The sequence below is a fragment of the Asanoa sp. WMMD1127 genome (assembly GCF_029626225.1).
In the GTDB taxonomy this organism is placed as follows: Bacteria; Actinomycetota; Actinomycetes; order Mycobacteriales; family Micromonosporaceae; genus Asanoa.
In genome coordinates this window covers 1,695,677-1,717,212 of sequence record NZ_JARUBP010000001.1, presented here as the reverse complement: position 1 = coordinate 1,717,212, position 21,536 = coordinate 1,695,677, and the positions used below count along the sequence as shown (strand labels likewise).

The following is a 21,536-nucleotide window of genomic DNA, read 5'->3' as shown; positions in this document are numbered from 1 at the left end:
GGGCCAAGGTCGATGCCGCGCGCCGAAGGTCGACGACCGATACCGACTTTGGTCTGATGCCGGGTGCGCCGGGTGGTCGTACCATTTGATCATGAGTGTGGCAACCCGTGACGGCCCGGACATTCCGTCCCTGCTGCCGGGCGGGCTGCTGCGCACCGTCGACGCCGAACGGCCGGTCCGGCGCTCGACCCGCGACTGGGTCGTCGACTGGATCATTTTCGTCCTGGCTGTGGGCTTCGTCATCCTCTTCGCGTTCAGCGTCTGGAACGACGACAGCCTGGCCCTTTGGGCCCGCTGGCTCGACATCGGCCTGGGCGCGATCTCGCCCGGGCTGCTCTGGTTCCGCCGGCGCTGGCCGGTCGCGATCGCGCTGATCATGGTGCCGATCGGCGGGGTGTCGCTGACCTCGGCCGTCGCCGGCATGATCGCGTTGTTCACGGTGGCCGTGCACCGCCGGTTCGGCGTCTCGGGCACGGTCGCGGCGCTCAACGTCGCCGTCGCCCCGATCTTCCTGGCCTGGCGTCCCGATCCCAACCTGCCCTACTGGTTGGTGACCGCCTTCTCCGTGGTGGCGACGCTGGCCGTTTTCGCCTGGGGCATGTTCGTGCGGGCCCGGCGCCAACTCGTGGTCTCCCTGCACGACCGGGCCGTGCGCGCCGAGTCGGAGCAGCAGTTGCGCGTGGCCCAGGCCCAGCACCTCGAACGCGCCCGGATCGCCCGCGAGATGCACGACGTCCTGGCCCACCGGATCTCGCTGCTCAGCCTGCACGCCGGCGCGCTGGAGATCCGCCCGGACCTGCCCGCGGACGAGGTCGCCAAGGCCGCTGCCGTGATCCGCGGCAGCGCGCACCAGGCGCTGCAGGACCTGCGCGAGGTGATCGGCGTGCTGCGCGAGGAAGACGGTGAGCCGATCCGACCGCAGCCGACCCTGGCCGACGTGTCGGCGCTGATCGAGGAATCGCGCGGCGCCGGCATGAAGGTACGCGTCGACTGCCGCATCGCCGACCTCGACGCCGTGCCGGCCGCGGTGGGGCGCAACGCGTACCGCATCGTGCAGGAGGGTTTGACCAATGCCCGCAAGCACGCGGCGGGCGTGCTGGTCGACGTGCTGTTCGAGGGCAACGCCGGTGACGGGCTCACGGTCGCGGTGCGCAACCCGGCGCCCGTCGGCGGGCTGGCGATGATCCCGGGTGCCGGCACGGGCATCGTCGGGCTGATCGAGCGCACGGGGTTGGCCGGCGGCCGGCTCACCCACGGTCGCACGGACACAGGCGACTTCGAGCTGCGCGCCTGGCTACCGTGGCCCGCATGAGCGACGAACCCGTCCGTGTCCTGATCGTCGACGACGACCCCCTTGTCCGGGCCGGGCTGTCGATGATCCTCGGTGGCACGCCGGCGCTCGCCGTGGTCGGCGAGGCGGCCGACGGCAGTGAGGTGGCGTCCGCGGTCGCCCAGCTGCGGCCGCACGTGGTGCTGATGGACATCCGCATGCCGAAGATGGACGGGCTGACCGCGACCGAGCGGCTGCGCCGGGCCGCGGACGCGCCCGAGGTCCTGGTGCTGACGACCTTCGAAGCCGACGAGTACGTGCTGCGCGCGCTGCGGGCCGGCGCCAGCGGCTTCCTGCTCAAGGACACCCCGCCGGCCGAGATCGTGCAGGCGGTGCGCCGGGTGGCCGCGGGCGAACCCATCCTCTCGCCACGGGTGACCCGTCGCCTGATCGCCCACGTCGCCGACGACGGCGCCGATGCCCGCCGCACCCGGTCCCGGGATCTGCTGGCCCGGCTCAGCGAACGTGAGCTCGAGGTCGCGGTCGCCGTCGGCCGGGGCAAGTCCAACGCGGAGATCGGCGCGGAGCTGTTCATGAGCGTGGCGACGGTCAAGGCGCACATGACCCGGATGCTGACCAAACTGGACCTCAACAACCGCGTACAGGTGGCGCTCCTGGCGCAGGATGCCGGCCTGACCTAGGGTTCCCGGCGTGACGGAGCCCCCGGTCGAGACCAGCGTGCGGGTCTCGACCCTCGAGCTGTTCTTCGACCTCGTCGTCGTCTTCACCATCATGCAGCTCACGGACTCGCTGGCCGACCACCTGGGCTGGGCGGCGCTGGGCGAGACCGTGCTCATGCTCGCGCTCATCTGGTGGATGTACTCGGGCTACGCCTGGCTCACCAACGCGATGGCGCCGAGCAGCACCTACCGGCGTACGTTGCTCCTCGTCGGCATGGCCGGCTTCCTCATCATCGCGTTGGCGATCCCGGGCTCGTTCGGCGCCAAGGGCTGGGCGTTCGGCGTCGGCTATCTGCTGGTGACGCTGGCCCACAGCGTGCTGTTCCTGCATTCCGCGGGTGCGTCGGCGGTCCGCGCCGCGGTCGGCTTCGCGCCGCTCAACCTGGTCTCGGCCGGTCTGGTCCTAGCTGGCGGCCTGCTGCCCTCGTCCAGCCGCGCCATCTGGTGGGGCGCGGCGCTCGTGGTGCAGTTCGTGATCCCGTTCCTGCGCCGCCTGGGCGGTGTCTCCCTCATCGCCGGCCACTTCGTCGAGCGACACGGGCTCATCATGATCATTGTGATCGGCGAGTCCATCGTCTCGATCGGCCTGGGCTTCGCTGGAGTATCGCTGGACGGGGCGTCGATCCTGCTGGCGCTGCTGGGTCTGGGCGTCGCCTACTACTTCTGGTGGGCGTACTTCGCCGGCGACGAAGAGCGGTCCACCGCCGCCCTGGCCGGCATCACCGACCCGGTGCGCCGGGCCTGGATCGCGATCTGGGCCTTCGGCCACGCCCACTTCCCGATGGTCATCGGCATCGTGCTTTTCTCGGCGGGTATCAAGGAAGCGATCCCGGCGGCTTTCGACCCGCTGGCCTGGTCGGCCGCTGCGGCCCTCGCCGCCGGCGCGGCCCTGTTCCTGGTCGGCCACGCGGTCTTCCTGCTGATCCTGGGTATCCGCCACGGCGTGCCCCACCGCCTGATGGCGGCTGTCCTGATCCTGCCGACGGTTTTCATCGGCCGCATCGACGCGACGGCCCAGGTCTTGGCCATCCTGGCCATCATGTCGGTGGGCCTGATCATCGAAGACCTGCCGGAACTGATCCGCTCGCGCAGCACCAACCTGCACACCTTCGGCCGCTAACCCTGGGTCGGTGTGTCGGGCCGCGGGGCGGCACTCTCTCCGGGAGCCGACATGCTTTTGCATGTACGCACATGCCAAAGCACGTCCGCTCCAGGAGACCTTCCCCGACCCCGACGACGAACAAGCCGCGGCGGATAGTTATGGGCCCGCACGCTCGCAGAGCCCTCGCAGCCCACCGACCGGCGCGCGGACCAACGCCAAACTCGGCCGAGCGGCCGGCGGGCTTGCCCGGGCGACGGGTAGGTGCCGGTGCTCGCGGCGCGACGGTCGAGCGGACCCGAGCTTGTGTGCTGCTGTCATAGTGCGCGCTCGCGCTGTGCGGCCGGGTGGCTACGTGTCGGCGCTCGCGCGAATCTCGGCTTCCGCAATAGCGCCAACGGGCGCGCCCGCTCGCGCAATTGCGGCCGCGGCTGACGGGCTGGCGGCCGAGCGCCCTCGCAGGCGGAACTGCGACGCCGGCCGGGAGCGGGCGTGGCGTCAGGGGCAGGGGGTGGGCGCGCGGAGGCCGGTGATGAGCATCTCCGCGAACAGTTCCCACTTCTCCGTGCGGGCGATGGCGGCCGACAGGCCGCCCAGGATGGCCTGGAAGTCGCTGACGCTCAGGTCCGCGCGGACCGCACCGACCGAGCGGGCGCGGGACAGCAGGACCTCGGTGCGGTCGACCAGGAGGCTCGGCAGCGCGCAGTTGCCGCCCGAGAACATGTGGCACAGGCCCGCGTCGCTGGCCATGTCTTCGGCTGTGCGGCGGACGAACCAGCCGAAGGCCTCGGCCGGATCCGGCATGGCCAGTGCTTCTTCGGCGATCTCGACCCGCTCGTCCATCCAGCGCTGGGCGAGCTCGGCTATCAGCGCCTGCTTGGTCGGGAAGTTCCGGTAGAGGGTGCCGACGCCAACGCCGGCGCGGCGGGCGATCTGCTCCATCTGGACGTCGGCGCCGTCTTCGGTGAAGGCGGCTCGGGCGGCGTCGAGGACGCGGGCGCGGTTGCGGGCCGCGTCGCCGCGCAGCGGTCGGGGGGCGCCTGCCAGCTCCGGGTTGAGGATCTTCCCACCCGGGCGGCGGGGCTGAGCTGTGGTGGTCATCACGCCAATCCTAGCTAATGCGATTGACAACCGGAATCTCGATTCCGTAGGTTCAAACATAGCGGAAGCGGAATCCGACTTCCACTTCAACCTCGGGGGGAACGCGCAGATGAGACGCGCGGAAGCAACACCGCACAAGACCTTGGCGTTGGCCTTGCTTGCGGTGACTCAGTTCGTCCTGGTCCTCGACGCCTCGATCGTCAACGTGGCGCTCCCGTCGATCGGCCGCGAGCTGAACTTCTCCCAGGACTCGCTGTCCTGGGTGACCAACGCCTACACCCTGACCTTCGGCGGCTTCCTGCTGCTCGGCGGACGGATCAGTGACCTGCTCGGCAGACGCCGGATGTTCATGGCCGGCCTCGGGCTGTTCGTCGTCGCCTCGCTGGCCGGCGCGCTGGCCCAGGGTCCGGCCATGCTGGTGATCGCCCGGGCGGTGCAGGGTCTCGGCGCCGCGCTGGTCGCACCGGCCGCCCTGTCGCTGCTGATGACGATCTTCCCCGCCGGCGCCGAACGCAACCGGGCGCTCGGTGTCTGGGGTGCGGTCGCCGGTGCCGGCGGTGCGGCCGGCTCGATTCTCGGCGGCGTGCTGACCGAGTGGATCGGCTGGGAGGCCGTCCTCTGGGTCAACGTGCCGATCGGCGTCGCCGCGCTGCTCCTCGCGCCGCGGCTGCTGCCGGCGGCCCGCGAGGCCATCGGCGCCAGCGGCTTCGACGTGATGGGTGCGGTCACCGTCACGGGCGGTCTCGCCCTGGGGGTCTACGCGCTGGTCGACGGCAACAACGCCGGCTGGGCCTCGGTCCAGACCATCGCCTCGGCCGCCGTGGCGATCGCCCTGCTGGTCGCGTTCGTGTTCATCGAGGCGCGGGCCAAGCACCCGCTGGTCCCGCTGCAGATCTTCCGCCAGAAGACGTTGCGGAGCGCCAACCTGATCGCCCTGACCGTGACCGGCTCGGTGTTCCCGATGTTCTTCGTGCTGACGCTGTTCATGCAGCAGGTCTGGGGCTACAGCCCGATCAAGGCCGGCTTCGGTCAGCTGCCGTTCGCGATCACGTTGATCCTGTTCGCCGGGCTCACGTCGCGGCTGGTCACCCGCATCGGGTTCAAGACGCCGCTGCTGGCCGGCATGGTGATCACGGCTGGCTCGCTGGTCTGGCTGTCGCTGCTGACGGCACAGGGCAGCTACTGGACCGAGCTGCTCGGCCCGTCGCTGCTGGCCGGCATCGGTGGCGCGCTGATGTTCATCCCGGTCACGCTGGCCGCCACGGCCGGCGCCCGGGCCAACGAGTCGGGCCTCGCGTCCGGCCTGATCAACACGACCCAGCAGGTGGGCGGCTCGATCGGCCTGGCGATCACGGTCGCCGTGGCCACCGCCGCCACGACGGCCTCGCTCACCAGCGGCAACGCGCCGCCGGTGGCCGCCACCGACGGCTTCCAGCTGGCCCTGCTGGCCGGCGCGGGCCTGGCGGCCTTGGGCGCGGTCTTCACCGCGGCCTTCCTGCCGGGTCTGAAGAAGCAGCCCGTCCCGGTCGACGAGGAAGAGGAAAGCCCCGCGGCCGTGTCGGTCTGAACAAGGGGGATGGGGGACGAGGGCCCGCGCCGGTTCGGCGCGGGCCCTCGCATGCACGGCCGGCCCACCCCGGTCCGGGTGGGCCCGCCGCGCGGTCTCAGCCCGGGTACTCCGTCACCGCGCTCGTGCCGAACGAGCCGACGACCGGCGTACCCGCGTCGTTGATCGTGCGTTCGATGCCACCGCTTCCGTCGAGGAAGACGGTGATCATGTTGTGGAAGCGGACCCCCGGCCGCTCTGGCACCTCGATGCCGCGGGCCGCCCGGATGTCGACGCCCTGGTTGAAGTACGAGTAGACGCCCAGGCCCCGCGCCTCGTGGGTGCGCACCCACGGCGCCACCTTGTAGGACGCCCAGCCCGGCCCGGTCGGGCTGGTCCACGCGGCCTGGCTCGGCGGGTCGTACGGCATCTCGCTCTGGTAGAAGATCGTCCGCCCGCGTTCGCCGTTCCAGATGGTCTGCCACTTCTGGTAGTGCTCGACGAACAGGCCGTACGCGATGACGTCGTCGCCGTTGACCACGACGCCCACGTCGCCGGTGTTCTGTGTCCAGCCGATGCCGTTGCCGTGGTCACCCCGCCACGCCCAGATGTTCTCGAGGATCGTGTCGTCGCTGTTGACCACGAGACTCGTGCGCGCCCGACCGACCCAGGGCCCGCCGATGCGGATGAACACGTCCTGCAGCGAGGTCGGGTTGCGCGAGTGGTCACGGTGGCTGAACCGGGAACCGACCTCGATCAGCGTGTCGGACTCGCGCGCGCCGGCGTCGACCAGCACGCCCGCCACCTTGACGCCGTCGACGTCAGCGATCTTGAGTGCCGCCTGACCGGTGTCCGGCGCGAGGCTCGGCATGCCCAGCCCGAGCACCACCGTGTCGCGATGCAGTACCCGCAACGGCCGGTCCAGGTGGTAGACGCCCGGCGTCAGCAGCAGGTTCTTGCCGAGCGCCAACGCCAGGTTGATCCGGGCCGCGCTGTCGGTCGGCTTGGCGATGAAGAAGTCGTCGATCGAGATCGAGGAACCGGCCTCCTGGCCGTCGGCCCAGGTGGTCCCCGAGGTGTTGCGCTGCAGCGCCGGCACGAACACCCGGTAGCGGCCGCGGTCGTCGACGAAAAGATAGGGCTTCTCGCGGCTGACCGGGCTGGTCGGCAGCGTCGTGTAGGGCGGGTTCGGGAAGCCGGTCGGCGGCGCCCCGGTGACGCCCGAGAACACCTGGTTCCACACGCCGTTGGTCCACGCGTCGCCGAGCTCGCTGTCGCGGGTCATCCACTGCTGCTGCGACCCGTTGATGGTGATGCCGTCCACCTTGGAGTTGGCGATGAACCCGCCGCTGGAGTAGCCCTCGTTGCCCGGCTCGAGCCAGAGGATTCCCTTGACGTGGACGCGTCGCATCGGCGACGCCTGCGACACCGCCCACTGGTTGGACCAGTCGGTCGGTGTCACCGTGAAGTTCTCGGCGGAGCGCCAGAAGTTGGTCAGCGCCGAGACGCCACCGTGCGCGTCCGGGTTCGGCTGGCCGATCACCCGGACGGCCCCGGTGATGTCGACATCGGCCGGTGAGCGACCGAGCCCGGAGACGGTGGTGTAGTAGCCGAGCTTGGCGTTGACGTCGTAGTGGCCGGGCTTGAAGAGCACCGCGTACCGGTTGGTGCCCATCTCGTTCTTCTCTTGCTGTGCGAACAGCTCGTCGAACTTCGCCTGGATCTCGGCGGCCGGCGTGCTGGGGTCGTAGACGAAGACGTTCGGGCCGAAGTCGGGCCCACCGCGGTGCGCGGCCGCGCTGCCGGGCACGGCGACCACGCTGGCCAGCGTGACCACCGTGGTGGCGGCTGCGAGGAGACGGACGGTTCTCATCGACCTGCCTAACGGGGACGGGTGTGAGAGAGCGCTCTCACAAGGGATCGACCCGTTTCTACACGGTGATGAGGGTGTCGCGCTAGGTGCCGGTCGGTCAGATATCGGTGACGACCGGTGGCTGGGTGCCCTGCGCCCACGGCGGCGGGCCCTCGAAGCGCAGCGCGTGCACGTCGAAGAGCACCGCGTGCTGCACGCCCAGCGCCGGCCCGGCCATCCCCGCCATCCAGGTCAGGAACGGTCCCGGTTCGGGGCCGCCGGCGCCGAGGCCCTTGGTGTATTCGGCGTGGGCGGCCAGCGAGGCGATGCCGCGCTGGAGCGGCTCACCGGTGATGTCGACGCCGTGGCTGGGCCGCTCGGCACCCGCGAAGCAGACGAACCGCACGCCGTTCCACGGCTCGAGGCCTTCGTCGGCCAGCTCCGGGAAGATCCACCGGTTGCCGGCGTCGCGGGCCGCGTCGAGGGCGGCCAGACCGACGGCCCGGTGGTCGGCCTGGTTGGTCATGCCGCCGATCATCCGGATCGAGAACGCGCCCGACAGGATGATCTCCGGCTTGTGCCGCCGGATCGCGCGGGTGATGTCGCGGCGCAGCGCGTTGCCGTATTCGACGACGCCGTCGCGGTGGTCGAGGAACTCGACGACGTCGACACCGACCTCGGCCGCGCCGGCCCGCTCCTCCTGCTCACGCAGCGGCGCGGCGGCCTCCGGCGCGAGCGAGTCGATGCCGGCCTCGCCCCGGGTGGCGAGCAGGTAGGTCACCGTCTTGCCCTGCGCGGTCCAGCGCGCGATGGCCGAGGCGGTGCCGTATTCGATGTCGTCGGGGTGCGCGGCCACGGCCATGGCCCGCTCCCAGTCTTCCGGTAGCGGCGGCAGCAGAACGTCAGTCACGGCCAAACCTTATGCGTTTCAGGGTTCGTAGACGTGCGTGGCGTTGAGTCCGAGATGAGACAGCGAGCGCGCCGGGTCGAGGCCCTTCGGCAGCTGTTTGATCCGCGCGCGCCAGACGCCCCGGTCGGCGGCGAGAGCCTCGAGGTAGCGCACACAGAGTTCGGGTGTGATGAACTGCCGCCGCCCGTGGGAGGCCCGCATCGCCTCGTCCATCCGCCGCTTCTCCTCGGCCGACCGGTCGGAGTGCGGAATGGCGGCGATGATGCGGTCGACCATCGCCCGGCGGTCGGCGAGGAACGCGGCCCAGAACTCCTTGTCGGCGTCTTCCACCGAACCGCCCTCGTCGAGCAGCGCGTAGATGCCCTCCGCCAGGCAGTCGCCGAACTCCTCGGCCCGGGCCCGCTCCGTCGTCCGGAAGGGATCGTAGGGCTCCTGGTACATCTGGCCGGTGACGGCGATCTGGCTCAGCCGCTTCTCGCCGAGCAGGAAGAACCAGTCCTCGTTGTAGATGTCCGGGAAGAAGCTGGTGGTGCGCCGGACCGGCACGACCATCGCGCCGCCGCCGACGAACGTCTTCTGGTCGACGCCGACCGCGCGCAGCGCGTGGCAGACCACGGAGTTGTCCGGGAAGCCGGTGTTGCCCAGCCCGACCATGTTGAATTCGTCGAGCAGGCCGGCGGCCGCCCGCATGTCGGCGGGGCGCACCGAGCGGATGTCGTCGTCGAGGAACGCGACGCGCTCCCAGCCCTGCATCCGCGACAGCGCAAGCCCGATGTTGCGCTTCAGGCTCAGGTCACCCTTGCGGCGGAACCGCGGCTCCTCCGGCAGCGCCGACGTGGCGAAGGCGGGCAGGCGTACGCGATCGTGCACCTCGGTCGCGATGAGCTGGACACCGGCGCGCTGCGCGGCCCGCAACGTGCGGTCGGCGCTGGCCCGCAGGCTGCAGAGGGCGACCAGCGGGCAGTCGAGCTGGCGGGCCAGCTGCAGCGCGAACGTCAGGTAGACGGTCGGGCGTCCCGTCGGCACGATGATCGCGTCGAGCCGGGCCGAGGTGGCCGGTTGGTCGACGTAGCGCAGCAGCCGGGTGTGTGAGGTGTGGTGCCGGGTCGCCCGCACCGGTGGACCGGCGGCCGGGGCCAGGCTCGCGGTCACGCGGACCACTCGTGGAGGACGTTCTCCGGGCGGGTCCAGTCGGGCGTGACGACCTCGCCCATCACCATCCGGACCCGGAAAAGGATGCTGAACGTCTGGGCGTCGGGGACGCGACTCCACATGTGGTTCGCGTTGCGGTCGCGGAAGCGTTTGTCGGTGAGCGTCCGGACCGCGCCGTAGACTCCCCGACCGAACATGCCGTTGCACACGGTGACGGTCCTCAAAGCGTTGTACGGGTTCTGCCCCCGACAGAGATGCGCCACGTCTTCGACCAGGATCCGGCCGCCGTTCTCCTCGTGCAGGACCGGGCGGAACGACTGACCGGCGCCCTCCCGGACCTCGAAGCCCAGCTCGCCTTCGTCGTCCGGGTCGCCGGTCAGCCGGGTCTGTTGGCGGACCGGCACACCCAACGAGTCCAGTACGGCGGTGGTCAGGTCGTTGAAGTCGACGCCTCCCAGCAGGACCAGGTGGGTGGTGAGGTGGTCACTCGTGACCAACGAGGCGGGCATGAACCAGACGTCGCTCTGCGGGTTCGCCGCCCGAACGTGTCCGTGCAGCTCGACCAGGGAGTCCAGGTCGGCGTAGTTGTAGAGAGCGACGTAGTCCGGGCTGTCCGGATCGGTGTAGGCCGGGTCCGCACGGTGCTCCGCCGGGAGTTCACCGCAGACGATAGTCACCGGCGCCCCATCGGCGAAATACCACGGACCGGCCCGGGGTGGCAGGTTGGCGAGCCGGTCGGGCAGCCGTGGACCGGGCAGGGCGCCGGCCGCGTCGCGCAGGGTCAGCAACTCGTCCTCGAGCTGCCGGCGCCGGGTCTCCTCCTCAGGGGACAGATCGGTGCGCAGCCCCGGCTTGCCACCGTCGAGCGACCGCTGGGTGGCGAAGAACCGGGCGTACGCGGCGAGCCGTTCGCTCGGTGGCGTCCGCGGGTCGGTGGTGCGCTCCCACGATGAGATCAGCGGGACGCTGACGCCGAGCGCGCGGGCGAGCTGCTGCTGCTTGACGGGTGACGACCACTCGCTCAGCCGGAGGCGGCGCAGGCGCTCCGCGAGCGCCGCCGACGGGCCGCCGCCTGTCATGCCATCCCCTTCAGCGAACTTCAGTTGATTAACTGAAGTCAACCTGGCGCGAGTGAGCACCAATGAATGCCACATTCACGGCAATAACTGCCGTCCAGAGCACGATAGCACCTTGATTCAGCGAATTGCTGAAGTTTAACCTGAAGATCAAGCGACGTCACTGAACCTTAACGGGAAGGGGTGAAGTCGGGGGAAGCGTAACAGGGGCACTTTGGCTGTGACAGCGCGCGAAAAAAACGACGGACACCCTCGGCCGGCACCGAGGGTGTCTGTGCGTTCACCATTGCCATGTGAACGTCCGACCTGCCTCCACTGCGGACATGCGCGCGATCGAGCGTGTCCTGGGCGCGGAGCGGGCCGCCTTCTATCGGCTCCGGCTTGACCGCAGGGGAGTCGTGCTCACCGCCTGGGCGAGCGACCATCTGGTCGGCGCGGTCTACGTCACCTGGGAGCCGGCCGACGAGGACGTGGTCCGCCAGCACCTGCCCGACGTCCCGTTCCTCCACCGTCTCTATGTGCTGCCTCCCCTGCGCAACAAGGGCCGCGGCACGGCCCTGCTCGGCGCGGCCGAAGCGCTCGCCGAGGTCCGCGCCGCCGGCCGCCTCGCCGCCGGCATCGACCCGCGCAACGTGCGGGTGGTCGGCCTCTACGAGCGGCTGGGCTACCGCGAGTGGCCGCATGGGCTGGTCGAGACCGTTCAGGAGCACTACGCGCCCGACGGGGAGGTGGCCACCGAGCCCGACGTCTGCCGGATCTTCGTGAAGGATCTCGATCCAGCCTGAGCGGGTACGGTCGGCGGGTGCGAATCGGGGTTCTGCTGCTGCCCACCGACCCGTGGCCGGAGAGCGTGGCGATGGCCCGCCGGCTCGAGGAACTCGGCTACGACCACCTCTGGACCTACGACCACCTGTCGTGGCGGCGCTACCGGGACCGCCCCTGGCACGCGGCCATCCCGTGGCTCACCGGCATCGCGGCCGCCACCTCCCGGATCCGGCTCGGCACCATGGTCTCCTCGCCCAACTTCCGGCACCCGGTGACGCTGGCCAAGGAGGCGATGACCCTCGACCACGTCAGCGACGGCCGGCTGACCCTGGGCATCGGCGCGGGCGGGATCGGCTTCGACGCGACCGTGCTGGGCGGCACGGTGCTCACACCGGGCGAGCGGGCCCGCCGGCTCGACGAGTTCGTCGGCACGGTCGACACCCTCCTGCGCTCGCCCTCGACGTCGCACGCCGGCGAGTTCTACACGGTCGACGAGGCGCGGATGCTGCCCGGCTGCGTCCAACAGCCCCGGCTGCCGCTGGCCGTCGCCGCCGGTGGGCGCAAAACCCTGCAAACCGTCATCAGGTACGCGGACGCGTGGATCACCGAAGGCGACCCGGCGGCGATCCGGGCGAACGCGGCGGTCCTCGACGAGTCGGGCCGGGCGATCGACCGCATCCTGCTGGCCGACAACGGCGCCGAGCGCCCGCTGGCGAGCGTCGACGCGTTCACGGACGTCGTCGGCCGCTATGCCGAGCTCGGCTTCACCGACCTGGTCTTCCATCACCCCCGGCCGGACGACCCGATCTGGACCGACGACCCGGCGATGGTGGAGCGGATCGCCACCGAGGTGCTGCCCAAGCTCCGTTAGTCGGACGCGACCTCGTCGAGGCGGGCCGTCTTGACGTCGAAGACGAAGCCGCGCACGTCGCCCCGGTGCGGCAGCCACGGGCAACCCCGCACCGTGGCGAGCGACTTGCGGACCGTCAGCCGGATGTCGGCGAACCCGGGCACGTCCCACTCCGGCGCGACCCCGGTCTCGGCGGTCAGCCGCTCGCGGAACGCGTCGTCGTCGAAGCCTTCCATCCCGCAGTCGGTGTGGTGGATCACCATCACCTCGCGGGTGCCGAGGTAGTGCTGGCTGACGGCGAGCGACCGCAGCACGTCGGGGGTCGGCAGCCCGCCGGCGTTGCGGATCAGGTGGGCGTCACCGATCTGCAGGCCGAGCGCGCCGAACAGGTCGAGCCGCGAGTCCATGCAGGCCACCACGGCCAGGCGGAGCTTGGGTCGTTGGGGGCGAGGCCCCGGGAACCGCTCGGCATAGGTCTCGTTGGCATGCAGCAGGTGGTCGATCGCGGACACAAAGGGAGTACAACAGACTGCCGGTCGCGACGGCGACATCTTCCCGCGGTTTGCCGCACACGTCACGGCGAAAAGTCAGTCCACGGGCTTGCCGTTGGCCGTCAGCGTGACCTCGATGTTGCCCCGGGTGGCGTTCGAGTACGGGCAGACCTGGTGGGCCAGCCGCACCAGCTCGACGGCCTGGGCGTCGTCGGCGACCGAGGGGAGGGTCACGTCGAGCCCGACCGCGAGCTGGTAGCCGCCGGTGCCGGTCGGCGACAGGCTCACCCGGCTGTCGACGGTCGCGTCGCCGGCCTCCACGTGGGCCCGGCGGGCCACCCCGGCCAGGGCTGACTCGAAGCAGGCGGCGAAGCCGACCGCGAACAGCTGCTCGGGGTTGGTGCCACCACCCTCGCCACCCAGCTCGACCGGCGCGCGCAGGTCGACCTCGAGCGCGCCGTCGGAGCTGCGGCCGTGACCGTGCTGCCGGCCGCCGGTCACGCGGGCCTCGGCCGTGTAAAGAACCTTCGTCATACAGCCAAGCTAGCGCGGCGCCCCGTACCAGTGGCGGTCGCGGCGGGTCGCCCGGCGGAGCTGGAAGATGCGGGCGGCGAACGGGATCGACGCGATCAGCGCTCCGCCGATGGCGGCGAGCAGCAGGGCCACGCCGAGCGGCATCGTGAAGTCCACGGTCAGGAAGTGGATCCGCACGGTGTCGAGATTTTGCAGCACGAAGACCAGGAGGAAGGCGAGGAGGATCACTCCGATCACCAGGAGGACCCAGGAAACGCCGATCTTCGTGCGGCGCATCTCCTCGGGCAACTGGCCCTTGGTGGAAACGGACCCGCTCATGCGACCCACCTCATCCCATAGCTATCTCCAACGTAGCCCTGGGAAACCGAAAAATCCGCACAAAAACCGTCAACGGAGGCGGCCGTCCTCGCCGTTGGCGCAGGCGGACGCCACCGTCGCGTAGGTCGGCACGCTGCGGGTCAGGCCGACGACGCCGAGGAGCTTGTGCATGAACGGCGAGGGCGCGGCGAGCGCGAGGTAGCCACCCGTGGCGGCGCAGCGGCGATGCGCGTCGACGAAGGTGGACAGGCCGATCGAGTCGCAGAACCCGAGCAAGGTCAGGTCGATGACGATGCGGTTGACCGGGCGGTCTAGCAGCTCCTCGATCGCGGACGCGAGCTGGGCCGCCGTGTCGACGCCGAGCTCGCCGGCGAGCTTGACGACCGTCACGCCGCCGGTCGGCGCCTCGGCTACTGAGATGCGCACGAGAACCCCCATTCTCGTCTTCCGTCAAACCGTAACTTCGCTCTAGGGCATACAACGGACAGCGTGTGCGTGTGCCGGATCACCGCACGAATAGCTCTGTCACCGAGGTAATTTGACGGTATGACCGACGTCATGCGCAGCGCGGAGGTGGTCGGCGAGTTGATGTCCATCACCACCGCGTTACGGCGTCTCTCGCGGCGCCGCACCGCCGAGGCGGTCGCCACCGTGCCGCTGCCCGAGGCCCAGCGCGAGCTGCTCTTCGTGGTCGCCAACCAGCCCGGCATCGGGATCGCGGCGGCGGCCGCGACCCTGGGGCTGGCCGGCAACTCGGTCAGCACGCTGGTCAACCAGCTCGTCGACGGCGGCCTGCTGCACCGCGAGCCGGACCCGAGCGACCGTCGGGCCGCTCGGCTCACGCTGACCGACAAGGCCCGCGACCGGATGGCGGCCTGGCGGGCGGCCCGGGCCGCGCTGATCGGCGAGGCGCTCGACCGGGCCAGCCCGGCCGACCGGGCCGCGATCGCCGCCGCGCTGCCCGCCCTCCGCCGCCTCCTCGACGGGGTGCGGGCCGACATCGCCGAACCCGGCCGGGCCGGCGCCACCGACGACGGGAGGCGGAGATGAGCGAGGCCGAGATGACCGAGCCGGCGGTGGCCGTACGCGGCCTGCACTATCAGTTCGGCGACACGAAGGCGGTCGACGGCGTTGACCTGACCGTGCGACGCGGGGAGATCTTCGGCCTGCTGGGGCCCAACGGCGCCGGGAAGACGACGACCATCCGGGCCATCACCGCCCTGCTGCCCGTACCCGAGAAGGTGATCGAGGTTTTCGGGCTCGACGTCGCGAAGCGGCGGATGGCGGTGCGGCGGCTGATTGGCTATGTGCCGCAACAGCTCTCCGCGGACGGGTCGCTCTCCGGCGTCGAGAACGTCTCCCTGTTCGCCCGCCTGTTCGACGTGCCGCGGCGGCAGCGCAAGGCCAAGGTCAGCGAGTCGCTCGAGATGATGGGCCTCACCGAGGCCGCGGGGCGGCTGGCCAAGACCTACTCGGGCGGCATGATCCGGCGGCTCGAGCTGGCCCAGGCCCTGGTTAGCTCGCCGCAGCTGCTGATCCTCGACGAGCCGACGATCGGCCTGGACCCGATCGCCCGCGGCACCGTCTGGGAACGGATCGCCGCCGTGCGCGCCGAGACGGGCATGACGGTGCTGCTGACGACCCACTACATGGAGGAGGCCGAGCAGTCCTGCGACCGGGTCGGCCTCATGCACCGGGGTCGCCTGGGCCGGCTCGGCACCCCGCGCGAGCTGATCGATGAGCTCGGCAACCCCGACGGAACCCTCGAGGACGTCTTCCGCGCGTACTCGGGTGGCCCGCTCGAAGAGGAACAGAAGGGACTCCGCGATGTCCGTGCCACTCGCCGCACCGCTGGCCGGCTCGGTTGACGTCGACCGGCGGATGAGCCCGCGGCTGATCCTGTCGCGGGTTTTCGCTCTGTGCATCGTCGAGATCCAGAAGCTCTCCCACGACCGCAGCGAGCTGATCACCCGGGCCGTGCAGCCGGCGCTCTGGCTGGTCATCTTCGGCGTCACGTTCACCAAGCTGCACGTGATCCCGACCGGCGGGGTGCCCTACCTCGACTTCCTCGCGCCGGGCGTGTTGGCCCAGTCGGTGCTGTTCGTCTCGATCTTCTACGGCATCCAGATCATCTGGGAACGCGACGCCGGGGTGCTGGCCAAGCTCATGGTCACCCCGACGCCGCGGGCGGCGCTGGTCACGGGCAAGGCGTTCGCGGCGGGCGTACGCGGGTTGGCCCAGGCGGTCGTCGTCTACGCGATCGCCGAGGCGCTCGGGGTCCGGTTCACCATCAACCCGCTCAAACTGCTCGGCGTGATCGTGGTCGTGCTGCTCGGGGCCGCGTTCTTCTGCTGCCTGTCGGTGACGATCGCGGGTCTGGTGCTGTCCCGGGACCGGATGATGGGCATCGGCCAGGCGATCATGATGCCGCTGTTCTTCGCGTCCAACGCGCTCTATCCGGTGTCGCTGATGCCGGGCTGGCTCCAGTTGGTCAACCACGTCAACCCGTTGAGCTACATGGTCGAGGCCCTGCGGGGACTGCTGATCGGCACGCCGGCCCGGCTGCCGCTCGACTTCGGCGTGCTGGTCGTCGCGACCGCCGTGGGCATCGCGGCCGCTTCCGGACTTCTCGCGCGTTTGGCGCGATAGTCCGCTCACACTCTGGGCTGCCAGAGGTCTGATGACATCCGACCCGGGTATTCTCGACGGTCGCTCCAGTGATCGGTCAGGGGGCGGTCAGCGACCGGAGGGAACGCGGCGATGATCGATGTGCGGAGCCGGACGGAGGCCCTCAGGGAAGCCCTCGACAGCCGGATCATGGTGCTCGACGGCGCCTGGGGCACGATGCTGCAGGGCGAGAACCTGACGCCGGCCGACTACCGCGGCGACCGGTTCACCGAGCACACCCACGACGTCACGGGCGACCCCGACGTGCTCAACCTGACCCGGCCGGACCTGATCCTCGACGTGCACCGTCGCTATCTGGCGGCGGGCGCCGACATCACCACCACCAACACGTTCACGGCGACCAGCATCGGCCAGGCCGACTACGGTCTCGAGGCGTACGTGCGGGAGATGAACCTGGCCGGTGCCCGGCTGGCCCGACAGGCGGCCGACGAGGCCGGCGGCAAGTTCGTCGCGGGTTCGGTCGGCCCGCTCAACGTGACGCTCTCGCTGTCGCCGAAGGTCGACGACCCCGCCTACCGGGCCGTGGTCTTCGACCAGGTCAAGGCCGCCTACGCCGAGCAGCTCGCGGCCCTCGCCGAGGGCGGCGTCGACCTGTTCCTGATCGAGACGATCTTCGACACGCTCAACGCCAAGGCGGCCGTCGTCGCGGCCCGCGAGGTGGCGCCGGACGTTCCACTGTGGATCTCGCTGTTCGTCGACCAGAGTGCGCGGACGCTGTCCGGCCAGACGGTCGAGGCGTTCTGGAACGCGGTGGCGCACGCGCGGCCGCTGGTCGTCGGCGTCAACTGCTCGCTCGGCGCGCACCAGCTGCGCCCCTACGTGGCCGAGCTGGCGCGGGTCGCCGACACCTACGTCAGCATCCACCCCAACGCCGGCCTGCCCAACGCGTTCGGCGGCTACGACGAGACGCCCGAGGTGACCGCCGGCGCGCTCGGTGAGTTCGCCGGCGCCGGCCTGGTCAACCTCGTCGGCGGTTGCTGCGGCACCACGCCGGCGCACATCGCGCAGATCGCCGCGGCCGTCCGGGGCGTCGATCGGCGTGCGATCGCGACCCCCGCGAAGCGCAGCCGGTTCAGCGGCCTGGAGCCGTTCGAGATCGGGCCCGACACCGGCTTCGTGGTCATCGGCGAGCGCACCAACGTGACCGGGTCGGCCAAGTTCCGCCGGCTGATCGAGGCCGGCGACCACCAGGGCGCCGTCGAGGTCGCGCTCGACCAGGTGCGCGGCGGCGCCAACCTGCTCGACGTCAACATGGACGCCGACCTGCTCGACGGCGCCAAGGCGATGACCACCTTCCTCAACCTGATCGCCACCGAGCCCGAGGTCGCCCGCATCCCGATCATGGTCGACAGCTCGCGCTGGGAGGTGCTGGAGGCCGGCCTCAAGTGCGTCCAGGGCAAGGGCGTCGTCAACTCGATCAGCCTCAAGGAGGGCGAGGCCGAGTTCCTCGCGCACGCCCGCCGGATCCGCGACTACGGCGCCGGCGTCGTCGTGATGGCCTTCGACGAGCAGGGCCAGGCCGACACGGTCGCGCGCAAGGTCGAGATCTGCGCCCGGGCGTACGACCTGCTCACCCAGGAGGTCGGCTTCCCGGCCGAGGACATCGTCTTCGACCCCAACGTGCTCGCCGTGGCGACGGGCATCGAGGAGCACAACGACTACGCCAAGAACTTCATCGAGGCGCTGCCCCTGATCAAGGAGCGCTGCCCCGGTGTGCACACCAGCGGCGGCATCTCCAACCTGTCGTTCTCGTTCCGCGGCAACGACGTGGTCCGCGAGGCGATGCACTCCGCGTTCCTGTTCCACGCCGTCAAGGCCGGGCTCGACATGGGCATCGTCAACGCCGGCCAGCTCGCGGTCTACCAGGACATCCCGGCCGACCTGCTGGAGCTCGTCGAGGACGTCATCTTCAACCGGCGCCCGGACGCCACCGACCGCCTGGTGTCGTTCGCCGCGACCGTGACCGGCTCCGGCACCAAGCGCGTGGTCGACCTGTCGTGGCGCGAGGCCTCGGTCGAAGACCGGCTGGCCCACGCGCTCGTGCACGGCATCGTCGACTTCATCGAGGTCGACACCGAGGAGGCCCGGCGCCAGGCGGCCCGCTCGCTCGACGTGATCGAGGGCCCGCTGATGGGCGGCATGAAGGTGGTCGGCGACCTGTTCGGCGCCGGAAAGATGTTCCTGCCGCAGGTGGTCAAGAGCGCTCGGGCGATGAAGCGGGCCGTGGCCTACCTCGAGCCCTATCTCCAGGCCGAAAAGGTGGCGGTCGCCGAGGCGGGGGACGGTGACGACTCCGCCGGCAAGGGCCGCGGCACCGTCGTCATGGCCACCGTCAAGGGCGACGTGCACGACATCGGCAAGAACATCGTCGGCGTGGTGCTCGGCTGCAACAACTACGACGTCATCGACCTCGGCGTCATGGTGCCGGCCGCGACGATCCTCGACACGGCCGAGGCGGTCGGCGCCGACGTGGTCGGCCTGTCGGGCCTGATCACGCCGTCGCTCGACGAGATGGTCTCGGTGGCCGCCGAGATGGAGCGGCGCGGCCTCAAGCTGCCGCTGCTGGTCGGCGGGGCCACCACCTCGCGCCAGCACACCGCGGTCCGGATCGCGCCGGCTTACACCGGCACCACCGTGCACGTGCAGGACGCCTCCCGGGTCGCGGGCGTGCTGACGGGGCTGCTCGACCAGGACCGGGTCGAGGAGTTCGACACCGCCAACCGCGCCGAGCAGCAGCGCCTGCGCGACCAGCACGCCGAGCGCGAGAAGCGCCCGCTGGTGCCGCTCGCCACCGCCCGGGCCAACCGCGAGGTCGTCGCGTTCGACGAGCTGCCGGTGCCGGCGTTCACCGGCGTACGCGAGGTGACGCCCGACATCCGCACCCTGCGCGACATGATCGACTGGCGGTTCTTCTTCATCGCGTGGGAGCTGAAGGGCAGCTACCCGGCGATCCTCGACGAGCCGGTCGCCCGCGAGCTCTACGACGAGGCGCAGGCCCTGCTCGACCGGATCGAGGCCGGCGAGCTGTTGCAGGCCCGCGGCGTCTACGGCTTCTGGCCCGCACACAGCGAGGGCGACGACGTCGTGCTCGACGAGGGCCCGCGCTTCCCGATGCTGCGGCAGCAGCGGCAGGACTCCAAGCCCGCGCGTTGCCTGGCCGACTACGTGGCGCCGGCCGGCGACCACGTCGGCGCGTTCGCCGTCTCCATCCACGGCGCCGAGGAGCTGGCCGCCGAATACGAGGCACAGCAGGACGACTACCACGCGATCATGGTCAAGGCGGTGGCCGACCGGCTGGCCGAGGCGTTCGCTGAATGGGTGCACCTGAAGGCCCGGCGCGAGTGGTACGAGCCCGACGCCGACCCCGACCTCGACGACCTGCACCACGAGCGGTTCCGGGGCATCCGGCCGGCGTTCGGCTACCCGGCCAGCCCCGACCACAGCCAGAAGCGCCCGCTGTTCGACCTGCTCGACGCGGGCCGGGCCGGGATGCGGCTGACCGAGAACTTCGCGATGACCCCGGCCGCCAGCGTCAGCGCGATGCTGTTCGCGAGCCCCGCCGCCCGCTACTTCGCGGTGGGCCGGATCGGCGAGGACCAGGTCCGGGAGTACGCGCAGCGGCAGGGCATCCCGGTCGCCGACGCCGAGCGGCTGCTCCGCCCCAACCTGGGTTACGAGCCGAAGGAGGGCTGACCGGTGGCCGAGCGGATGGTGCCGGTGGGCGACGCCACGCTCTGCGTCGACACGCTCGGCAACCCGGGTGACCCGGCGATCCTGTTGATCGCCGGCGCCGCCAGCTCCATGGACTTCTGGGAGCCGGAGTTCTGCGCCGCGCTCGCCGAGGCCGGCCGGTTCGTGATCCGCTACGACCACCGCGACACCGGCCGGTCGACGAGCTATCCCACCGGCCAGCCGGGCTACACCGGTGTGGAGCTGACCACCGACGCGCTCGGGGTGCTCGACGGCCTCGGTGTCGACCGGGCGCACTTCGTCGGCGTCTCGGGCGGCGGCGGGATCTCGCAGGAGACCGCCGTCATGCACCCCGACCGGGTGGCGTCGATCACGCTGATCGCGACCAGCCCCGCGCTGGCGCGCCCGGACGGCGCCGCCCCGCTGCCGCCGCCGGCCGAGCGGATCCAGGCGCTGTTCGGCGCCGAGCAACCGGCCACGGACTGGACCGACCGCGCGGCCGCGATCGACCGGGTGGTGAGCGACCTCGCCACGTTCGGCGGCTCGGCGACGCTGAGCCCGGCCGAGGCCCGGGTGCTGGTGGAGCGCTCCTACGACCGCACCACCGACTTCGCGGCCAGCCAGACCAACCACTGGATCCTCGACAACGGGCCCGCGTCCGACAAGACGATGGCCGACATCGCCGCCCCGACCCTGGTGCTGCACGGCACCGAGGACCCGATGTTCCCGTTGCCGCACGGCGAGGCGCTGGCCCGCGAGATCCCCGGCGCCCGGCTCGTCCCGGTGCCCGGCGCCGGCCACGAGCATCCGCCCCGCCAGGCCTGGCCGATCGTGGTGCCGGCCATCATCGCCCACACGGGCGGGCAATGACCGGCATAGACGGCGTAACGTGATCAACGCTCGCCAGCCGTGCCTTTGTCGGCGTGTCGCACGGCTGGCGAGCCTCGCGTCCGGATCCCGCCAGCCTTCCGCCTCGCCGGCCCGAAGACTGGTGTCATGCACTTCCACGCGATTTCCCTCGAGACCCTCACCGACGTCCGCCGGACCGGCCGCGACGTCTCCGGCCATCCCGTCGAGTCCGTCGTGGCGGAGGGCGGCGAGCCGCTGCGCTGCTGCCTGCGGGACGCCCGGCCCGGGGAGGAGCTGATCCTGTTCGGGTACGCGCCCGATCTGCCCGCCAGCCCGTACAGCGAGATCGGTCCGGTCTTCGCACACGCCGCGTCCTGCCCGACCGGTCCGGAACCGGGCTATCCGGCCGACTTCCGCGGGCGCCGGCAGGTGCTGCGGGCCTACGACGCGCGGGGCTGGATCCACCCCGCCACCCGGGTGCACGACGGCGCCGACCCCGAGGCGGAGCTCGCCGCCATGCTCGCCGACCCTTCGGTGGACCGGATTCACAGTCGCAACGTGTCTTACGGCTGCTACATGTTCGCCGTGACCCGCTGAGTTGGGGG

21 protein-coding genes are annotated in these 21,536 nt (G+C 70.9%); 12 read left to right on the top strand and 9 right to left on the bottom strand.

What is annotated here, in order from left to right; translation table 11 throughout:
* Window positions 1-91: 91 nt before the first annotated feature.
* The 3 genes from O7635_RS08255 to O7635_RS08245 are packed head-to-tail and all read left to right on the top strand — an operon-like array spanning window position 92 to window position 3,130.
* Window positions 92-1,312, top strand: a complete 1,221-nt coding sequence (locus O7635_RS08255) for a histidine kinase (RefSeq protein ID WP_278079826.1) — start codon at window positions 92-94, stop codon at window positions 1,310-1,312.
* A complete protein-coding gene (locus O7635_RS08250; RefSeq protein ID WP_278079825.1) occupies window positions 1,309-1,971 on the top strand; it encodes a response regulator transcription factor in 663 nt (220 codons plus the stop codon). The genes O7635_RS08255 and O7635_RS08250 overlap by 4 nt, the downstream gene beginning before the upstream one ends.
* A gap of 10 nt (window positions 1,972-1,981) precedes the next feature.
* Entirely contained in the window at window positions 1,982-3,130 is a 1,149-nt protein-coding gene (locus O7635_RS08245; RefSeq protein WP_278079824.1) for a low temperature requirement protein A, read from the top strand.
* 477 nt (window positions 3,131-3,607) lie between these two features.
* Here O7635_RS08245 and O7635_RS08240 read toward each other — a convergent pair whose 3' ends face one another.
* The gene (locus tag O7635_RS08240) at window positions 3,608-4,210 is read right to left on the bottom strand and encodes a helix-turn-helix domain-containing protein (RefSeq protein ID WP_278079823.1); all 603 of its coding nucleotides are present in this window, start codon (window positions 4,208-4,210) and stop codon (window positions 3,608-3,610) included.
* 163 nt (window positions 4,211-4,373) lie between these two features.
* Here O7635_RS08240 and O7635_RS08235 point away from each other — a divergent pair, with 163 nt between their 5' ends.
* The gene (locus O7635_RS08235) at window positions 4,374-5,777 is read left to right on the top strand and encodes an MFS transporter (RefSeq protein ID WP_278079822.1); all 1,404 of its coding nucleotides are present in this window, start codon (window positions 4,374-4,376) and stop codon (window positions 5,775-5,777) included.
* 97 nt (window positions 5,778-5,874) lie between these two features.
* Here O7635_RS08235 and O7635_RS08230 read toward each other — a convergent pair whose 3' ends face one another.
* The 4 genes from O7635_RS08230 to O7635_RS08215 all read right to left on the bottom strand — a co-directional run bounded on the left by O7635_RS08230 (window position 5,875) and on the right by O7635_RS08215 (window position 10,749).
* A complete protein-coding gene (locus O7635_RS08230; protein ID WP_278079821.1) occupies window positions 5,875-7,629 on the bottom strand; it encodes an adenylyl cyclase in 1,755 nt (584 codons plus the stop codon).
* A 97-nt stretch (window positions 7,630-7,726) separates the two neighbouring features.
* A complete protein-coding gene (locus O7635_RS08225) occupies window positions 7,727-8,518 on the bottom strand; it encodes a PIG-L deacetylase family protein (RefSeq protein ID WP_278079820.1) in 792 nt (263 codons plus the stop codon).
* 18 nt (window positions 8,519-8,536) lie between these two features.
* Window positions 8,537-9,670, bottom strand: coding sequence for a hypothetical protein (locus O7635_RS08220; RefSeq protein WP_278079819.1), 1,134 nt, complete (start codon window positions 9,668-9,670; stop codon window positions 8,537-8,539).
* Window positions 9,667-10,749, bottom strand: coding sequence for a helix-turn-helix transcriptional regulator (locus O7635_RS08215; RefSeq protein WP_278079818.1), 1,083 nt, complete (start codon window positions 10,747-10,749; stop codon window positions 9,667-9,669). Before O7635_RS08215 ends, O7635_RS08220 begins: the two co-directional genes overlap by 4 nt.
* A 320-nt stretch (window positions 10,750-11,069) precedes the next feature.
* Between O7635_RS08215 and O7635_RS08210 the strand changes: the two genes are divergently transcribed.
* Window positions 11,070-11,531, top strand: a complete 462-nt coding sequence (locus O7635_RS08210) for a GNAT family N-acetyltransferase (protein WP_278079817.1) — start codon at window positions 11,070-11,072, stop codon at window positions 11,529-11,531.
* A gap of 17 nt (window positions 11,532-11,548) precedes the next feature.
* Window positions 11,549-12,382: an LLM class flavin-dependent oxidoreductase gene (locus O7635_RS08205; protein ID WP_278079816.1), complete on the top strand. Its 834-nt coding sequence runs from the start codon at window positions 11,549-11,551 to the stop codon at window positions 12,380-12,382.
* Here the strand turns inward: O7635_RS08205 and O7635_RS08200 are convergent.
* From O7635_RS08200 to O7635_RS08185, 4 genes are all read right to left on the bottom strand, one after another.
* The gene (locus tag O7635_RS08200) at window positions 12,379-12,873 is read right to left on the bottom strand and encodes a carbonic anhydrase (protein ID WP_278079815.1); all 495 of its coding nucleotides are present in this window, start codon (window positions 12,871-12,873) and stop codon (window positions 12,379-12,381) included. The genes O7635_RS08205 and O7635_RS08200 overlap by 4 nt on opposite strands.
* Window positions 12,874-12,948: 75 nt before the next feature.
* Window positions 12,949-13,386 carry an organic hydroperoxide resistance protein gene (locus O7635_RS08195; protein WP_278079814.1) on the bottom strand — a complete coding sequence of 146 codons (438 nt, stop codon included), beginning with the start codon at window positions 13,384-13,386 and terminating at the stop codon, window positions 12,949-12,951.
* Window positions 13,387-13,395: 9 nt separating this feature from the next.
* Window positions 13,396-13,704 carry a lipopolysaccharide assembly protein LapA domain-containing protein gene (locus O7635_RS08190; protein ID WP_278079813.1) on the bottom strand — a complete coding sequence of 103 codons (309 nt, stop codon included), beginning with the start codon at window positions 13,702-13,704 and terminating at the stop codon, window positions 13,396-13,398.
* A 69-nt stretch (window positions 13,705-13,773) separates the two neighbouring features.
* The gene (locus O7635_RS08185; protein WP_278079812.1) at window positions 13,774-14,142 is read right to left on the bottom strand and encodes an STAS domain-containing protein; all 369 of its coding nucleotides are present in this window, start codon (window positions 14,140-14,142) and stop codon (window positions 13,774-13,776) included.
* A 108-nt stretch (window positions 14,143-14,250) separates the two neighbouring features.
* Between O7635_RS08185 and O7635_RS08180 the strand changes: the two genes are divergently transcribed.
* From O7635_RS08180 to O7635_RS08155, 6 genes are all read left to right on the top strand, one after another.
* Entirely contained in the window at window positions 14,251-14,754 is a 504-nt protein-coding gene (locus tag O7635_RS08180; RefSeq protein WP_278079811.1) for a MarR family winged helix-turn-helix transcriptional regulator, read from the top strand.
* Window positions 14,751-15,572, top strand: coding sequence for an ATP-binding cassette domain-containing protein (locus tag O7635_RS08175; protein ID WP_278079810.1), 822 nt, complete (start codon window positions 14,751-14,753; stop codon window positions 15,570-15,572). Before O7635_RS08180 ends, O7635_RS08175 begins: the two co-directional genes overlap by 4 nt.
* On the top strand, window positions 15,532-16,353 hold the full coding sequence (locus O7635_RS08170) for an ABC transporter permease (RefSeq protein WP_278079809.1): 822 nt from the start codon (window positions 15,532-15,534) through the stop codon (window positions 16,351-16,353). The genes O7635_RS08175 and O7635_RS08170 overlap by 41 nt, the downstream gene beginning before the upstream one ends.
* 111 nt (window positions 16,354-16,464) lie before the next feature.
* Complete coding sequence (metH, locus tag O7635_RS08165) at window positions 16,465-20,085, top strand: methionine synthase (RefSeq protein ID WP_278079808.1); 3,621 nt, start codon at window positions 16,465-16,467, stop codon at window positions 20,083-20,085.
* Window positions 20,086-20,088: 3 nt separating this feature from the next.
* A complete protein-coding gene (locus tag O7635_RS08160) occupies window positions 20,089-20,952 on the top strand; it encodes an alpha/beta hydrolase (RefSeq protein WP_278079807.1) in 864 nt (287 codons plus the stop codon).
* A 126-nt stretch (window positions 20,953-21,078) separates the two neighbouring features.
* Entirely contained in the window at window positions 21,079-21,528 is a 450-nt protein-coding gene (locus O7635_RS08155; RefSeq protein WP_278079806.1) for a DUF1203 domain-containing protein, read from the top strand.
* Window positions 21,529-21,536: the final 8 nt, after the last annotated feature.